Source organism: Paenibacillus cellulosilyticus (assembly GCF_003182255.1).
Lineage (GTDB): Bacteria > Bacillota > Bacilli > Paenibacillales > Paenibacillaceae > Paenibacillus_T > Paenibacillus_T cellulosilyticus.
The window spans coordinates 22,488-38,606 of sequence record NZ_QGTQ01000045.1 but is presented as its reverse complement, the minus strand read 5'-3'; the positions used below and the strand labels follow the sequence as shown (position 1 = coordinate 38,606).

Genomic DNA, 16,119 nt, shown 5'->3' with positions numbered 1-16,119 from the left:
TGCAGTAGAACTTAAAGAGAAGTGCGCATCAACGCAACTTCTGTTCCTGCATACCCCGACTGTGTCATCAACAACTGTCAGCCCTAATTCCATCGCTTCATCCGACATCTTAATAGTTGAAATCCTGCGAATGGTTGAGCATTCGTGAGAGAAACCCTTAAATACGAGGGACGGTTGCGGTGGAGCTTAGTTTCTCGATTATGAGCATAAACGCGCCATTTTTGCCCCAATAGTCTCTCCCTCAACCGTTTGCACTCCAATTTCCTATGTTTCACAACAATAACTGCGGAGAGAACCGTTAACATCGATATCGCTCGCGGATTCCACAAATTTTTGCTTACGAACGAACCTCATATTCTCCCTGTCCCATCTTTAGCGTATGCAAACCAAAAGGACCTTAACTTCCGTACAAACTCGGAAGCAAAGGTCCTTTATCATTCTTAACTGTTAGGAATAATCCTCAATAAGCTTCTCAATTTCATCGACCGAGGCGAATTGTCCCGTCACAATCTGAGCCACCTTTTGCTCGGAATCGATCAGCACGGTGACCGGCAGCGCCTTGACTTGATAGGCCTCCATAATGTCGCCGCTCGGGTCGAGCAACTGCGGATACGTTATCCCCAGCTTGTCTATAAATGTTTTTACCGTCCCTCTCGTCTGGCCCACATTAATGCCAAGCACCTGTATGCCTCGCCGCTTCGCCGCCTGATCGATAAGCGGCATCTCATTCACGCAAGAGGTGCACCAAGAGCCCCAGAACTGCACAAGTACAGGCTTGCCGCGATAATCGAACAACCTTACTTCTTGCCCATTCGTGTTCTGAGCAACAATTGCGGGAGCCGGACTCCCAATGGCAATAGCCTCATGGTCCATTTGAAGCTTCTGTACAACTTCGAAAAGAGCCGCACCTGCCAGCAGCGCCAGCAAAACTATGCCTACATACCTTTGCACTGTTCGTTTCATCGGCCAGATTCCTCCTTAAGCCTCATAGCCGAACAAAGCTTGGAAAGCTGAATACAGCCCAAGACTGCCGCTGTCTTCCCGATAAGCCTCAACGGGCCCACTCTGCACGATTCTGCCTTCCTTAAGGAAAATGACCTCATCGGCGATCGCATCAGCCACTTGCATCTGATGCGTCGAGAAGATGACCGTATGGCCTGCATCCTTGACCGTTCGAACCAGCTCCACGAAGGAGTCCATCCAATACGGATCAAGCCCATTCGTTGGCTCATCCATCACGAGCAGAGCCGGATCACCGAGCAGCGCTTGAGCGAAGAGCAGCCGCTGACGCATTCCCTTGGAGAAGGAAGTAACAGGCTTGCGACGTACCTCCGAAAGGCCGACAAGCTCAAGTTTCTGCCGCACAGCTTCCTTGCCGACCCTTCTCAGGGATGCCCAGAAGGCAAGCGTCTCTTCAGCAGACAGACCATGGCTGAACAAGTAATCGTCCGGCATATAGCCGATCTGCTCCGCATATCGCTTCCGATTGCTCTTCCACGATTGACCTGCCACTTGAATCGAACCTTCTGTTGGCTGCGAAACGCCGGCTATTATCCGTAGCAGCGTGCTCTTGCCTGCTCCGTTGCCTCCGCAGAGAGCAATGACACGCCCCTTGGCTGCCTCAAGGCTGACGCCATGCAGGATCGCCTGCTTCTTGATCGTCTTGTGTACACCTGATACGCTCAGCACCGACTCACTCACGATGACGCCCCCTCTCCCAGATTATATAGGCGATTCCGGCTGCCACAGCCGCCCAGAGCGTACAAATCAGTATGAACCATAACGTGCCGTCAGCCCGGCCAATCCAGTGCACCCAATCGTAATATTCCGGCCCGAGAATGGAGCCTCCGCCCAGCTTCACAATGACGAACAATCGAACAAGCTCGGCCGGATTGAGAAACGTAAGAAAGATAAGTGCAGGCTTGACATAGAGATAAGGCACCATCCCGAGAATCGCCACGAGCAGCGACGACCAGCCGATAACGGCGAAGAACCAGATGGATACGCTAATTGTGAGCGCCTGCCAGCGATTCCTCGCGAAGGTGCCGATCATCATCGCAATCGCGACGAATAAGAAGGATAAGCCCATTGAGAACGCAATAAACAGCACAAAGTCCGAAATCGCGAAGCCTCCGCCGAATACTGCCCCCAGCATACCAGAGACGCCGTAGCCAACGAACATGATGACCCACAGCACCAAGGTAAGACCTGCATATTTGCCCACAATAAACGATAAGGTTCCAAGCGGATATGCCGATAGGAGCCGCCAGCTGCCCTCCTCCTTCTCAGCAGTAAGCGAGAAGGAGCCTAACAGCAGCGACATGAGTGGCACGAGATATAAGATTAGATTCAACATTGCACTCGTAACGCCGGAATACCCTTCCACTGCGTTGCGGGCATTAATTAGAAGCAGGATAATGCTGAATACGATGAATAGCGCCATGAAGGAATAGGCCCATGGATTTCGAAAGCCCATTCGAATCTCGCGAATAGCAATGGTACGGAAATCCATGCTTAGTGGGAATGTGCATCCGAGGATGCATCGTCCATTGTCATATCGCCGTCCATTTCGGAATGAGCCGATTCGTCATGTCCACTCATATCCATTCCGCCCATCATGTCTGTATTCTGCTGCCAAGAGTGGCTCGCCAGTTCTGCGCTTGTCATGACAACGCCTTTATCCTGCGACTTCACGAATGCATCGGCCGATTCCTTGTCCTTGAACGAATAGATCCCATACGCCATCGGAGAACGGTAGGAAGCATCATAAGCATAGTACGCATCCTCATATTTAATCCATTCGTTGTCATTGTAGTCACGAACGAAGGAAGCGCCGATTTCTTCGTTCGGGTTCGTTGCTTCCCATTCGTGCATGCAGCCGATATCGTCGAACAGATAAACTTTGCCATTCTCCGTAACAAGCTGCGTCGCGTACGCATCATCCTTAACCTGCATGTTGCATACCGCGCATTTGGCCGTATCTTCATTGATTGCAACGGCCTTGTACTCTTTTCCACCGCAACCTGCTAACATCACCATAAGGAACAGCAAGCATGCAGTAACCGATAACTTCATTAATTTTGTTGAGTTCATGTTCGTTTAACCCCCGTATTATAAATGATAATTGTACTGATAAGGAGCAGACACAAGCTCACCCAGAACGTATAGGAATTGTGCTTGCCTGCCATTGCCTGTTGGCCTGCCGGCATCATGAGCGGTTCTATGTCTACCGTCCAGGACGATCGATCGGATTGCATCATCGTCTCAAGAAACTGCATACCCGGCGACTGGAAGAATAGCTGGAAAGCTGGCGTCTGGTGCGTCAGCTGTTGGAAAAATGGATTGATCGCATAAGAAATGTCGCTGCGGCCATTACCATCCGCGTCGATCCCGCTGAAGTTGTCCCAGAAATTCGCTGTCAGACGATTGTCTGGGCTGTCCGTCGCCTCCGCATTAATGACATTGGCGATGAAATCATTCGCCTGCAGCTCGTTACCTTCGGATTCCAGAAACTGAATGCCTACAAAATTCCGTTCAATGCTGTTATTCCGAATATCGTTCTTGCTGGACTGCTCGACATAAAAGCCGATGCGATTGCCTTCTACTCGATTGTTGGCTATCGTCGAGGTATGAACATCGAACAGCAGCAACCCCTGTGAATTGACATTCTCGCTCTGCTTAGTGAACGAGTTGTCTTCAACTATGGCATCCGTTACCCCCATTACCATCGCGCCGGTCACATTGTAGTTCCCTGCATTGCCCCGAACAATCGTCCCCTCCGTGTACATGCAATGAATACCGTACCGTGAATGGTCAATCCGGTTGCCTATGACCTGATTGCGATGGCTGCTCTCCTGATAGATCCCGTCATTCATAGAAGAGATTCTATTCCCGCTGATGACATTGTCATGTGAATCATAGAGATCGATTCCGTTTCGTTTCGCCGACATCTTCACCTCTTGGCCAGACATCTCTCCGAGCCATTGAATCGAATTGTCTGCAATCTCATTCCGATTCGACTTTCGCAAACGTATGCCGAAAGCGTGCGTATGGATGTCGAGATTGGACAGCATCGTGTTCGAGGCAACCAACTCGATCGCAGTCGACTCCTCCATTGACCGCTGCTCGACGGTAATACCACTAACCGAGACACCATCAGCGGTAATCGTGACAGCCGGCTGAGCAGCATCGTTAACGATGACCGTGCCTGGCTCTCCGACGAGCGTAACGCTTTTGTCGATGGTGATTGCTCCGCGGTATTCGCCAGGCGCGATCGTTACCGTATCGCCAGGCTTCGCCTCGTCAATCAACTGCTGAATGGTACCCTTATCCAGCGATGCGTAAGCAGCGCAAGGGGCGATCCATACAAACACACCCAGCAGAAGCAGACATGCGGCGAGCCATCCTCTGCGCTTGATCATTGAACCTCCAGCTTTTTGAGCTTCGTCACATGCAGGTCATCCTGATATAGATGAATATATACCGTATAGGTACCTGGCTGATCGAAAGTCTTCGCTGCACTGAATTTCCCGCCCCCTGCGGCTTCGGCGTTAATAATTTCAGGAAGTCCTTTATTGTCCGGCTTGCGTATGTCGAATGCCACCTGCGCGTCGTCCGCGAGGACCATGCCCGTTATAGCAGCGATAAGCTTGCCTTGTTCGCCAGCCTTCATCATTGTCGGATCAGTGGCAAGCTCAACCTTCACATTAGCCGGATCTTGGCCTTGAGCAGCCGTGCTGTTCGTGCATCCAGACAACAGCATTATTGAGAGACAGCTCAGCATGACGAATAAAAGCGTCTTTCCCCTCAATGTCGTCATCCCTTTCTGTTTATAGTTTATGCTTCTCATTGTATTCATTAGGCGCATATGCCAAATGACCCATTAGGGCTATTGAGAGTGTGACTTTATGAACGCTTTATGACGATTACACGGGGTCTCCGTCATTCTCATTGGTCGGTATGCGCAAGGTATCACGGTGAGAGCATTAAACGATTCATCTGCTTGTGCCGCCGAATCGATCGGCACATCTCAATTCCTGTCATGCCCGGCATCATGACGTCCAACATAATTAACTTGTAATTATACGAAAGCGCCATGCGAAGCGCATCTTCGCCGTTTTCCGCTTCATCAATAAGGTAATGTTCCCGCTCAAGGTACATGCGCAGCAATTTACGAATTCGCCACTCGTCATCAACTAATAAAATCCGTTTCATCTCTAGATCCATCGCTTGTACTTTATCACTCCGGTCTTACCCAGCCGTTCTCGAACGCATAGCGCGTGAGCTGCACTCGATTCGCAAGATGAAGCTTCTGCAATATATTTTTTAAATGGTTCTTTACTGTCTGCTCCGAGATATCCAATTCGAAAGCAATTTCTCTATTCGTGAGCCCTTTGGCTACCCAGCCTAAGATCTCGCGTTCCCGCGGCGTTAGAGGCTGATCATTGTCATACGGCTGAAGAAGCGAAAACTCGCTTAGAATTTGTCCCGCGATGTCGCGGGAGAACGGGACCTCATCCGATATGATCGTCTCCAAATATTCGAGCCACGTGCTCGGCGACAAGTTTTTGAACAAATAGCCCTGCGCCCCGTTTTTGATCGCCTCGAACAAGTGGGTAATATCGTCAGATACCGTAATCATAACGATCTTGATAACCGGATATTTAAGCTTAATCAAGCGTGTCGTTTCCAGGCCGTTCATATCTGGCATATTAATATCCATCAGTATCAAATCCGGCATAAATTCATCTGTCAGCCTGAGCGCTTCCGCGCTATTTTTCCCAACTCCAACAACCTTAAATGACGGCTGATAGGATAAAATTTCACATATCGCTTCCCTTGCATGATGATGGTCATCGACAATCAATACACGCACCTGCATGACTGCCATCTCCTCCTTACGCTCTATCATTTCTCCCATCATAGGGAACTGCCTGTTGAATGACTATGACTCGATCGAGTCATATTGGTGGACAAGCTGTGACAATTCAAGCGGGATATAGCCCTTTTGAGTTATATCAAACAGCTGATTTTTTCAGTAAGATGTGTGTTGAATCACGCAGGTCCAAGTAAACGGAGGGGATCACACTGGAATCGCAATTGATCCAGCCAACCAAAACAACAGAAAACAGCTTCAAAACCACGCCTCGCAATCGAGGGATGTACGCAGCCGTATGGAGATGGCATTTCTATGCAGGTATAATCTGCATGCCGTTTCTCATTCTTCTGGCTGTTACCGGCGGAATTTATCTGTTCAAAGACCAGATCGATGACGCGCGCTTTGCACATTTGTATCACATCGAGAAGCAAGACAGCGAGCCTATCTCGCCTTCATGGCAAATCGACGCCGTAAGGAAAGCGTATCCCAACCATCCTATTACAAGCTATACCCCAGCCTTCAAACCGGATCAGACCGCTGCTGTCGGCATAGACAGTCCACTAGGAGCGCTGACCGTATTCGTAAACCCATATAACGGCGCAATTGTAGGCAGTCTGGACCCATCGACTACATTGACCCAGCGTATTCGCGATTTGCACGGAAGCCTGATGCTTGGCAGCAATTCGATCGGGGACAAAATCGTCGAAGTCGCAGCCTGCTGGGCTATCGTTCTTCTCATTAGCGGTATATACCTATGGTGGCCACGCGGAAGGAATAAAGTATTCGGAACCTGGCTGCCGCGTCTTCGCAGCGGCTCCAAAATCATGATACGCGACTTGCATGCAGTGCCCTTGTTCTGGTTATCGATTGTCGTGCTCATGCTTGTCGTTACGGGACTTCCATGGTCCGGACTTACCGGCAACTACATAAGCAAAGCGACAGACTCAACAAAAACCGGTTATCCGGACTATATGTGGTACTCTCCGGAATCCAAAACACCAACGAAAGACATCATGCAGGTACCATGGGCAGCCGAGAATTTGCCCGTACCTGAATCCTCGCAAAACGGCGTGCCTCGCATTCCAATCGAGAACGTCATCTCGATTGCTTCCGCTGAGAAAATCGTGGATGGGTACACGATCGCCATTCCGCAAGACGATAAGGGCGTGTACACCGTCTCCGTCTGGCCGAAAACCATTAAAGACGAGGCCACGATGCACATCGATCAGTACAGCGGAAATACATTGGTAAGCCTTCGTTATGATGACTACGGGATTGCTGCCAAAGCGATCGAGATCGGCATCTCCCTTCACGAAGGAAAGTATTTCGGTACTGCCAATCTCGTGCTCTGTCTGCTTGCCTGCATCACATTGGCCGGCACGTCGTTCCTTGGTGTCGTCATGTGGTGGCGGCGCCGCCCGAAGGGATCGATGAAGCTCGGCGCACCTGGCGCGAACCATACATACAAGCTGCAGAAGGGCGTTGCTGCGATTGTCATTATAATGGCTATCTTGCTCCCTCTTGTCGGCATTACACTTATCGCTGCCCTCATTCTCGATTGGCTTATTCTGCGTCGTATTCCAGCAGTCAGAGCGTGGATGAACTAAATAAACGCAATAAACAGCAAGAAGGCCTATGCAGCATTACAGTTGCACAGGCCTTCTTGTTCTAGAGAGAAGAGGGATGTATCGAGTGTTCAGTTTCAGCTTCATGTTCACGCCGGGCAGAGTGCAGCTCCAAGAAACGATACAGCGCACTCATGCAGCCGACAAAAACCAGGTCCATAAACAGAATGGATAATGTCGGATACTCCCCAACAACCATCACGCCTAGCATCGCCCCCATCATGCCGCCCATAAGGCCGGATAGCATGCCGTCCATTGCCGCCAGCATACTGCTGCCTTGGCCGGCCAGGTATCCAACCGCCATTCCGAAGACAACGCTTATCACCGTCGAGATGAACATCTGGGACAGCAGAATGCCCGCTGTTGTTCCAATGGTAAGACTTGCGGCCATCGCAACCGTCATTGACGCCATCATGCCCGCCATTGGACTTAGCTGTTTATCCAATGATCGGGCATGTAACAGATAAGCCGTAATTGCCAGCAGGACAAATACGATCGAACCGATAGCCGTATTAATCGTAAGCGTCGACAACCCCGTTCCGTCTGCCGCCACCTGTCCATGATCATGCGCAGCCGCAGGAAGCGCGGGCAGCAGCACCATTAACGCAATTGTGCTTCCAGCAATTCTTCGCCAGCTTGCCTTCATCCTATTACCCTCCTTATTGATGCATTTATGCTAGCTACGCTCGTATGCTAGTTCAGATTATATGGAGGTGCATTTAGCGCTAGAATGACCCGAAAGGGCTACTCCAATGGCTATGCTTTATCTGTGCTCAGGCACGCTATATCTCACTTCTCGAAATCCTCCCCATAAAAAAAAACCTTCAACTCCCACATCTGCGGGAGCCGAAGACCCTCTTCGAACGATCCATTACCGATATAACTTTGCTTCATCCACGACACAAGAGAATCCCCGCCTAGAGGAACTCAAGCGAACCCAACTTTGCTCAGATTGCTGTAGCTGATACGCAGGCTCTCGAAGGCCTCGCATGGCCCCGCATCCCGCTCGATAAGATACCATTCGACTCCTGCCTCCTCACAGGCATGAAGAATATCCGTCCACTCCAGATTTCCCTCCATTACCTCAGCCATCACAGGCTCGGCGTCAATGATCGTCATATCTTTAAAATGGATGGCTTCAATCCGCCCGTTCAACTTGCGGATCCATGCGGCCGGATTGCCGCCGCCAGCCTGAACCCAATACGTATCCAGCGTGAACAGAAACGTCTCCGGATTCGTATTCTCCATAAGGATCTCCATGCCTGTCTTCCCTTGGAATCGCTCGAATTCAAAATTGTGGTTATGGTAACTAAACTTGAGTCCGTTCTGGTCAAGCTCGTCAGCAATTTCACGGAATTGCTTCGCAAAAGCTTTATAACCTTCTTCGCTCCAGAATTGTTTCGGCAAACCTCCCAAACCCGCAAGCTTGCACCCCAGAGTATGGTGATCCTTGATCAATGCGTCCAGATCATTCGTAAACCGATCGTATCCCATATGGGTAAGCACAATGCTTAGGCCGTGAGAATGTACAATGGAAGCTACTTCATCTACAGGCAAATGCCACAGAGCAGAAGCCTGAACGGTAGTGTAGCCCATCTCCTTTATCCGTCGGATCGTGACATCGAACTCCTCAGGAGTCTTGACATAATCGCGAACGGTATACAGCTGTGCGCCTAATCTTTTAATCATAGAATAGCTCCTCCCGATTAACTTTTTGTAACCTTTCACTTCTATCTTTGCTGATTGTTTAAACTAAATGTAACATTAAATAAATGCATAAACTTCGCAATTTTTGTGTGAAACTTTGCATATCCTGCGGTAATCTGATGTAGAATTGATTACTTTGGATTTGTCCACCTGTTGGACGCTGACTCAACTCTCAGCACGTACATCACTACTATTTGAAGCAGCTTGTGTGATTGGAGGGCGAACCTCTTACGGTTGCCGCGGGACTTGCCGCAGGATGGCGAGCCCTAACGGTTGCTCACGGGGCTTGCCGTAGGATGACGAGCCCTACGGTTGCCACGGGGCTTATTCCGCTCGGATAGCTCGTTTCCAACCGCTAACGGTTGTCGTGATGCTTACTGGCTCGATTATGCGCAAAACGCACCACTTTTGCCCGAATAGGCTCTCTGACAACCATCAGCACTCCAAACACCGTATTTTCAACCTAATAGCCGCTATGACAACCGTTAGACGCTGACGCCAACGCAAACTACCAACATGTGCATCGCTGCTGCTCGAAGCAGCAGCTTGTGTATAGTTGGCAATCTCTTATGGTTGCCATGGCTTGCCATAGAAGGACGAACCTCCAATGGTCGCCATGGAGCTTGCGTAGGATGACGAATCCTAACGGTTGTCACGGGGCTTATTGCGCTCCAATCGCTCGTTTCCAACAACTAACGGTTGCCGTGATTCTTATTGGCATGGTTTTGAGCACAAACACACCACTTTTGCACGAATAAACTCTCTCGCAGCCGTTAGCGCGCCAAGTACCGCATTTACACCATCATAGCCGATGTGGCAACCGTTAGACGTAACGCTGACGCCAACCCACTCCAACTCCCAGCACATACATAGCGTAGCTACTGTTCAAAGCAGCTTGCGGTTGGAGGGCGAATCCTAACGGTTACCATGGGCTTGCGAATGGACGGCGAACCTCTTACGGTTACCACGGCTTGTGGTAGGATGTCGATCCCAACGGTTCCCACGGGGCTCCGCAGCAAAAAAAAGACCTCGCTCCCACTCACGTGGAAGCCGAGGTCCTTGATCACTTCACCTTACCGATATGCCTTCACTTCATCGACGTACACATTTGCCGTACCTGCTTCGCCGCTTGGGGTTACGATCTGAATGCCGATTGCGTTGACCGACTTCAGGTCGTCAACCGTGAATGGCTCTGCTCCATCCGGCACCCACGGGCTCATGTTCGAGAAATCGATCCTGAACGTGACGAAACCATCACCGTCTGCCGACAACGCGCCAGAATCGATCCATACGACCCAGTTACGCAGCTGGATGAATAACTTCGCTTGTACGCCAGCAACTGTCGAATCGATCTTCACCTTTGCGGTCAGCCCTTTGAAGCTGCTCAGATCGAGGCTGTCTGCCTTGCTTATCGCCAAGTATGGACTGCCCTCCGGCCATGTGACAGCCGTCTTCAGCACACCATAATCTTGTCCATTGTCGGTATACACATCCTGTGTAACCGTCAGATTGCTCGCAGCGTTCCCCGTCCAGCCCTGCGTATCTGAATCGAATCCGAATGACACCTCCGGCAGCGCCGCTGCCAAGGCAAGATCCTTCAGCAGCAGCTTCGCCGTTTCCGTACCATCGCCAATCTCCTCGACCTTAATGCCGATGAGCTTGATGTCGTCCAGCTTCACGTTAGCATTGCTCGCCAATGCATCCTGCAGCGAAATCGTCAGCGCCGTATAGCCGTTCGAATCAATAGTGACCGCCGTTCCGCTATCCGCCCAAGTCCATCCACTGCCGCTCTTCAGGAATAGACGAGCCTTAGCAGTCCCTTGGCTCAGCTTCACATTAGCCGTCATCGTATCGAGCTTGGACAGATCAAGCCCTGTCGGATAGGTGACAAGCTCGAACGCTTGCGCCGAAGAAGGCGTACCACCATTGCCCAGCGGGAAATCGACCGAGAGCGCGCCTTCCCCAGCATCATAGCCAATAGCGGAAGCATTGGCGTTGTTGTTCTCCAGCTTCCAGCCTGTCAGATCAACCGCGGATTGGAATTGATACAGCACACCCGCTGGCGTTCCTGGCTGCTCATTATGTTCACCCAGCTCTGGAAGGCCATCCTGATGAACCGCACGAATCTCATCGACAACCAACTCTCCGCTGTGGCTGTCATTGTCCATCGCATTCACATATAGATTGAAGTTCGTGACCGATTGCAGCGCTTCTTTCGTAACAGGACCACCCGAGCTCCATGGCGCAACCTTGAAGTCGCTGAATGGAATAACAAGAGGATATTCACTCGACGCCGCAAGCGTTGGATATACCTCATAATACGTGCCGTTCATGACAACCTGTACAACGAGCTTAAGCGGCTTGCCTTCTTCCGCGTACTCCCCAGCTTCACCTGTCTTCACCCACAGCTTCAATGCGTTATTGCTCGACCAATCGAACGTGCCCAAGCTTCTATTCACGCCGACATAGCCCATCGCATTCGGATCAAACGTATACTGCAGCTTCATGCCGTAATCCCCGCCTGATTTGCTGCTGCTATCCAGCGCAACGCTGAACGTACCACCCGATACGACCTTCGAATATTTCGCAGCGAGTGCATCCGTCGAACCGCCGTAGCCTTCGAAATCATCGACAAGGCTCGTATCCAGCACCGGTGCCGTATACGCGTTATAGAGACCGAGGTCGTCAACAAGAATCGAGATCGGCTCAGTCGACGACAGGCCACTGCCTACGAGCGAGACAATAAGTCCTGGCGCAATAGAAGCTGCACTTGCGTTACCGAGCTCAATAACAGCATTGTATTGGTAGTAGTCGACACCATCTACCTTAACCTGCGGCAGATCTGCCAGCGTCTGCTTCGTTGCATTCTCGCCATACTTGACGTCCCATGCATCCTGATACATCGCGATCGCTTGCATCGAAGCGCCAGCGCTACCTGCAGATACTGGAATAAGCGCCGACAGCTTCAAGCGCTGCACCTGCGCCAAGCTCACGCCATCCAGCGCTGCATCCGTCAGCTTCAGCTTCAATTCCTGCCATGTATCAGCAGCCGACAGGCCGCTTGCCACGTTAATTGCGAGCTTGCCGTCATTGCCAACGAGCGTATGACCCAAGCTCATTGCAATACTGTCCGGCCAATGGCCAAAATCACTAACCGTCGCCTGCGTTTCCTCCGGCGTATCGAAGGTGAACGTACGCAGCGCAAGCTCTGGCACCTTCACGAACACCGAAATTTGCTGCTCCAGCTTCTTGCCATTGGGCAAATAAGCATGGACCGTAATCAATGCCGACTTGCCGTTCAGCTCCGCACTCGGCTTCCAGTCACCTGCGTAGTAGCCGCTGCTATCCAGCGACATCGTCTTCTCTTCGCCGCTCGTTCCGATGCTGTACGTGACCTTCGTTGGCGATGCATCATTCACTTTGGCCCGAATGACCGTCGTCGCTTCACTTGCCGTACCTACATTAGTAGGCGATACAATATGAAGGAACGGCTGCTCCACCGCCGCATTCAGCTTCTGACCGTACACGTTATCGCCGCGAATTTCACCTGCGAATGCGGTATAAGGGTCCTCATAGAAATGAATGAAATCTTCTAGCAGCTCATGATCGCCTATGCCTGCGACATTCTTGTAAGGAACGAACAAATTCGTATTATCATCAAAGTTCGCCCACGTGAGCATGTACGCAATCCGCTTGGCATCGGGATCATTCTTGATCGCATCCATCACCTTCGTGAACCACTGCGTCTCGTTGTTGCCCGTTACCTTCATCCCTTGCGCGCTGTAGCCGTACTCCGACAACGTCGCAATCTTGCCCTTGCGATCCGCAACCTGGCTGATCATCTTCAGATCCTTTACCAATCCGCTTAGGAATGATTCACTGCCCGCGTTGTCGCGGTTGTCATACTGGTCCATCCCGAGAATATCGACATAATCATCGCCCGGATAGGTCGTCAAATACTCGGTCTCGCTGCCATTGAACGAGCCGTTCGGCGAATACACGTACAGGAAGTTGCGCACATGCTTCACGTCGCGCAAATATTCAACCGTGTAGCGATACAGCTCCGCATACTCGGCCTTCGTCGTCGTTGCCGCTCCCCACCAGAACCAACTGCCGTTCTGCTCATGGAACGGACGGAACAACACCGGAATCAGCTTGCCGTTATCATCCTTCAGCCCACTTGCGAAATCCGCAATGCGATCCAGATAGGCATTGAATGCATCGTTCTTATCGCCGCCTGGCAAAATGCGCGTCACGACCGACTTCGTCGCCCCTGCCGTATTGCTCGTATCGTTGAAGCTGCCCCCGGTTACGAAGTTGTATGGGTGCGTGCTTAGCGTCACGATACCGCCCAGCTCATGCGCATGCTTCATCGCAGCCGTAAGGCCCAGTCGGCTCGCTTCATAATCGCCAGCCACGCCCGGCGGATTCTCCCGTCCTTCCAGACTAAGCGTATCCCAGCCGAACACAGCCGGATAATCGCCAACGCCGTTCTTCACGTCGGAGATTACATTGTCGTCGCCGTCCTTGCCCGCAAACGATACGTCCGTATCATGCTGATGGCCGAACAACACCTCCTTGCCTCGCGTTCCTTGCAAATAAGCGAACAGCGACTTCGTCTCTGCCGATGCCTGATCGTCAACAAGATTAACCGTCGGTGCAGTAGAGCCAGCGCCGCCTACAATAATGCCGCCCGTTCCGCTTGCGCTGCCATTATCGCCATTCTCGCTTTCCGAGACACTGGACTGCAGCTTGCCATCCTTCCACGTGTATGTACCGCTCTTCGCAATCGTCTCGCCATTAATGACGATGCTTCCACCTTGAAGCGTAAGCTCAACCTCGCCATCAAGATCTTCCACGTCCAGCTCAGAACCATTAGCTTCGGTACTTACCGTAATCGCCTCAACAGAGGAGCCGTCCTCCAAGACCAAATGCCCAGCGGAGTTAAACATCACCTCACCGACAGAGGAGCCGCTCGCGACAACGATACGAACACTGCCTTCCGCTCGATCCACAATCAGCTGTCCGAGCTTGCTGCTGTTCACATGAATGGAGTGATCGCCGCCTCCGGCAGCGAACGTCTTGCCAGTAACCGATACGTTATCGATCGTCGCTTCGCCGTCTGCAAGACCAGGTGCCAGATACAGATTGCCCGCGACCGCCGCATCCTTCAGCGTCACACCCGTATGGTTAATAACGGCATTGCCCTTGATCTCCCCGCCTACGAACGTTCCCTCCTTATAATAAAAGGAAGCCACGAGACGATCGATAACCGTCATCAATTCCGCGCGCGTGATCTCCCCGTTTGGGCGGAACGAACCATCACCATACCCTTGAATAACGCCGCTCATCGCCGCGATCGCATCTTGAGCGTAGGATCGAATAGCTTCCGCATCTGTGAATGCCTGACCCGCACCGTCATCTGCATTCGCCAACTGGAACACGCGAGCCATTAGCGTAACCGCATCCTGGCGCGTTACGTTCGCCGAAGCCTTCGCTTTATTGCCTTCATAGCCCTGATAGTACCCCGCTTCACGCGCGATGCTTAGCTCACTCTCATACCAAGCTCCACTCGGCACATCGGTGAACAACTGGTCCGATTTCACATAGTAGCCGAACAAACGATTCATAATCGCAGCAAACTCTGCCCGCGTTACCTTGTCATTCGGTCTCAGCGATCCATCCGCCGCACCTTTAATAATGCCGTAACCCGCCCATTTGGTCATGACGGCTTCAGCCCAATTGATCGCTTTGGCATTGCTTGTGCCAGCCTGCTGTTCTACCTGCTTCGCGCCCGCTTCCGGCAGACCCGCAGCCTGCGCCGTTCCCGTTATCAGCAGCGATGCCGACAGCATGGCAGCCAATACCGCACTCGACCCACTCTTCATCTTGTTCAACTCGGTTCACTCTCCGTTTTATTAGATCGTCTTCCTCGCATATGCACACGCACTGAAGCTGCAACCGCCTGCGGCTTTCACCCCCTTACAATGACGGTCGCCACCATATAAAGCGCTTACAAATAGCTGATTAAAGAGAAGAGGGAACCTCATCAGTCCCCTCCCTCTCATTCGCGAATGCTACTTCACCGCACCACTCGTTACACCTGCGAAAATATACTTTTGCAAAATTAAATACATAATCGCTGTCGGAATCATAATGATCAGAATGGCTGAAGACACCATCTGCCAGTCGCCGCTGTTCACACCGAAGAATCGCATTAGCGCGGTTGATACAACGACCTTATCCGGTTTGGACATGTACAAGAATGGCGTGTACATATCGTTGTAGATCGAGATCGTCTTCAGAATGACGATCGTCGCCGTCGCTGGGCCGAGCAGCGGCAGAATGATGGAATAGAAGATTTTGAACAGAGAAGCCCCTTCCATCATCGCAGCCTCATCCAGGTCATACGGGATGTTGCGAATGAACTGCAGGTAAATATAAATTTGCAAAATATCGGCGCCCACATACAGCAGCGTCGGTCCCATCAGATGATTCGTCAGCCCAAGGCCTTGAATCGTCTTATAGTTCACGACCTGCGTCGTAATCTGCGGGATAATCGTCGCGAATAGGAACAGGCCTACGAGCGGCCCTTGCAGCTTGAATTTGAACCGGGATACGGCGTAGCAGAAGGCCGAGCCCAACAGCACGTTCAGCACAAGCGTCACGCCAAGGATGATCAGCGTATTGCCGAAAGCGCGTCCCATATCCGCCTCTACGAATGCGTCTCCAAAGTTGCTGAAGTTCAGAAAGCTATCGGGCAGCGACATTGTCGACTTATTCACGAATTCCTCTGGCGTCTTAAATGCGTTAGTGACGATCACATAAGGCGGGAACAGGATGCCGAGTGCCGCGATCAAGAGCGACAAATATTTGATGAAGGTCCAGATCGGATTCTCTCTTGTCATG

The 16,119-nt window shown here is 51.5% G+C and carries 12 protein-coding genes and 1 pseudogene; 1 reads left to right on the top strand and 12 read right to left on the bottom strand.

Translation table 11 applies throughout. The features are described from left to right. Positions 1-447: 447 nt before the first annotated feature. The 8 genes and pseudogenes from DFQ01_RS29455 to DFQ01_RS29420 all read right to left on the bottom strand — a co-directional run bounded on the left by DFQ01_RS29455 (position 448) and on the right by DFQ01_RS29420 (position 5,911). On the bottom strand, positions 448-963 hold the full coding sequence (locus DFQ01_RS29455; protein ID WP_110047508.1) for a TlpA family protein disulfide reductase: 516 nt from the start codon (positions 961-963) through the stop codon (positions 448-450). 15 nt (positions 964-978) lie between these two features. Further along, positions 979-1,701, bottom strand: coding sequence for an ABC transporter ATP-binding protein (locus tag DFQ01_RS29450; RefSeq protein WP_110047507.1), 723 nt, complete (start codon positions 1,699-1,701; stop codon positions 979-981). Next, complete coding sequence (locus tag DFQ01_RS29445; RefSeq protein WP_110047506.1) at positions 1,694-2,512, bottom strand: ABC transporter permease; 819 nt, start codon at positions 2,510-2,512, stop codon at positions 1,694-1,696. Before DFQ01_RS29445 ends, DFQ01_RS29450 begins: the two co-directional genes overlap by 8 nt. A gap of 2 nt (positions 2,513-2,514) precedes the next feature. Beyond that, positions 2,515-3,093: a nitrous oxide reductase accessory protein NosL gene (locus DFQ01_RS29440; protein ID WP_245946938.1), complete on the bottom strand. Its 579-nt coding sequence runs from the start codon at positions 3,091-3,093 to the stop codon at positions 2,515-2,517. Next, positions 3,090-4,421 carry a right-handed parallel beta-helix repeat-containing protein gene (locus tag DFQ01_RS29435; RefSeq protein ID WP_110047505.1) on the bottom strand — a complete coding sequence of 444 codons (1,332 nt, stop codon included), beginning with the start codon at positions 4,419-4,421 and terminating at the stop codon, positions 3,090-3,092. The genes DFQ01_RS29440 and DFQ01_RS29435 overlap by 4 nt, the downstream gene beginning before the upstream one ends. Continuing rightward, positions 4,418-4,810, bottom strand: a complete 393-nt coding sequence (locus tag DFQ01_RS29430; RefSeq protein ID WP_146216940.1) for a FixH family protein — start codon at positions 4,808-4,810, stop codon at positions 4,418-4,420. The genes DFQ01_RS29435 and DFQ01_RS29430 overlap by 4 nt, the downstream gene beginning before the upstream one ends. Before the next feature lie 167 nt (positions 4,811-4,977). Beyond that, positions 4,978-5,226, bottom strand: a pseudogene (locus tag DFQ01_RS29425) (response regulator transcription factor); the annotation flags it as partial. Between the two features lie 13 nt (positions 5,227-5,239). Continuing rightward, positions 5,240-5,911 (bottom strand): response regulator, encoded by a 672-nt coding sequence (locus DFQ01_RS29420; RefSeq protein ID WP_245946937.1) that lies wholly within the window; start codon positions 5,909-5,911, stop codon positions 5,240-5,242. A 248-nt stretch (positions 5,912-6,159) separates the two neighbouring features. Between DFQ01_RS29420 and DFQ01_RS29415 the strand changes: the two genes are divergently transcribed. Next, a complete protein-coding gene (locus DFQ01_RS29415) occupies positions 6,160-7,485 on the top strand; it encodes a PepSY-associated TM helix domain-containing protein (RefSeq protein WP_110047510.1) in 1,326 nt (441 codons plus the stop codon). Between the two features lie 61 nt (positions 7,486-7,546). Here DFQ01_RS29415 and DFQ01_RS29410 read toward each other — a convergent pair whose 3' ends face one another. The 4 genes from DFQ01_RS29410 to DFQ01_RS29395 all read right to left on the bottom strand — a co-directional run bounded on the left by DFQ01_RS29410 (position 7,547) and on the right by DFQ01_RS29395 (position 16,118). After that, the gene (locus DFQ01_RS29410; RefSeq protein WP_110047501.1) at positions 7,547-8,149 is read right to left on the bottom strand and encodes a hypothetical protein; all 603 of its coding nucleotides are present in this window, start codon (positions 8,147-8,149) and stop codon (positions 7,547-7,549) included. A 281-nt stretch (positions 8,150-8,430) separates the two neighbouring features. Next, complete coding sequence (locus DFQ01_RS29405; RefSeq protein WP_110047500.1) at positions 8,431-9,192, bottom strand: sugar phosphate isomerase/epimerase family protein; 762 nt, start codon at positions 9,190-9,192, stop codon at positions 8,431-8,433. 1,091 nt (positions 9,193-10,283) lie between these two features. Further along, positions 10,284-15,098, bottom strand: coding sequence for a glycosyl hydrolase (locus DFQ01_RS29400; RefSeq protein WP_245946939.1), 4,815 nt, complete (start codon positions 15,096-15,098; stop codon positions 10,284-10,286). A 189-nt stretch (positions 15,099-15,287) separates the two neighbouring features. Further along, positions 15,288-16,118, bottom strand: a complete 831-nt coding sequence (locus tag DFQ01_RS29395) for a carbohydrate ABC transporter permease (protein ID WP_110047498.1) — start codon at positions 16,116-16,118, stop codon at positions 15,288-15,290. Position 16,119: the final 1 nt, after the last annotated feature.